Origin of the sequence: Meiothermus rufus DSM 22234, from assembly GCF_000423425.1 — a bacterium.
GTDB lineage: Bacteria > Deinococcota > Deinococci > Deinococcales > Thermaceae > Meiothermus > Meiothermus rufus.
In genome coordinates this window covers 1-1,038 of sequence record NZ_AUHY01000123.1, presented here as the reverse complement: position 1 = coordinate 1,038, position 1,038 = coordinate 1, and the positions used below count along the sequence as shown (strand labels likewise).

Sequence of the window (1,038 nt, the reverse complement as noted above, 5' to 3'; positions counted from 1 at the left end):
TTTGCTCGATAGCCCGCAGTTGTTCATCCTCTTCTTGGCTCAACTCAATGTACCGAAAGTTTCCCACTGTAAAAGTCTATCGTGAGTGTACTTAGCGTGTGGACTCGGGATCTACGCAAAGGCCGGGAAGTGGCCGCGCGTATCCAGGCGGGCACGGTCAACGTCAACGACAGCTACGCTGCGGCCTAGGCTTCTATGGAGGCTCCTATGGGAGGGTTCAAAGCCTCCGGTTTGGGCCGACGGCATGGTTTATCGCTTTACCGAGGTACAGACCATCGCCATAGAACGCTTTGTGCCGCTTACGGGCCCTGCTTGGCTGCCCAGGGGGTGGTACGCGCACGTGGTGGTGGCAGCCCTAAAGACCTTGAAGCAGGTTGCCCGCTGGTGCTACCGGGTTTGATACCTACTTTCGCTGAACCTTTCACCACTGAAGATATGGGCTTGTCAAGGGTATTCCACCCTGACTTTGTCGGGGTGGGGTGGAATCGCGGGGATTGCACCCTTATTGCACCCTAAACCCCCTTTATGCAAAGAGTGCATAAAGGGGGTTTTCCGTCCTAGACGTGGTGGGCGACGAGGGACTCGAACCCCCGACTTTATCCTTGTAAGGGATACACTCTACCAGCTGAGTTAGTCGCCCACTTGGTGACCCCAAGGGGATTCGAACCCCTGTTACCGCCGTGAGAGGGCGGCGTCCTAGGCCACTAGACGATGGGGCCTTGTTTTTTAGCTCTGGGGGATTGGGCCCCCTCGAGACCGTTCATAAGGTTAGCACAGGCTCGTCTCTTCGTAAAGACAGGCCCCCGGCCAAGCGGGGGCCAGACTGGTGGACCGCACAGGACTCGAACCTGTGACCAACCGATTAAAAGGTGACTTCGGGCTCAAACAATGCCACACACTGACCCACAAAAGCGCTGTGCTGAAGCCAACTCCCCACACTTCCACGCACAATAGAACACTTCCGGTTTTGGGTCAATTTTTGGGTCAATTTGGGTCAGGATTTGGGTCAGGATGTGTGTCAGTAGGGGGCATATATTG

Annotated in this window: 1 protein-coding gene and 2 tRNA genes; 1 reads left to right on the top strand and 2 read right to left on the bottom strand. The window is 55.8% G+C overall.

Annotated features, from left to right (window positions below; genetic code table 11):
- The first annotated feature begins 244 nt into the window (after positions 1 to 244).
- The gene (locus tag G552_RS16865) at positions 245 to 400 is read left to right on the top strand and encodes a hypothetical protein (RefSeq protein WP_245575213.1); all 156 of its coding nucleotides are present in this window, start codon (positions 245 to 247) and stop codon (positions 398 to 400) included.
- A 164-nt stretch (positions 401 to 564) separates the two neighbouring features.
- Here the strand turns inward: G552_RS16865 and G552_RS0113700 are convergent.
- Positions 565 to 640: transfer RNA gene (locus G552_RS0113700), tRNA-Val, on the bottom strand.
- Between the two features lie 3 nt (positions 641 to 643).
- Positions 644 to 719: transfer RNA gene (locus G552_RS0113695), tRNA-Glu, on the bottom strand.
- Positions 720 to 1,038: the final 319 nt, after the last annotated feature.

Excerpts from the sequence above, each read along its gene's own strand:
- G552_RS16865 (WP_245575213.1), top strand. The coding sequence starts at position 245 with ATGGTTTATCGCTTTACCGAGGTACAGACCATCGCCATAGAACGCTTT.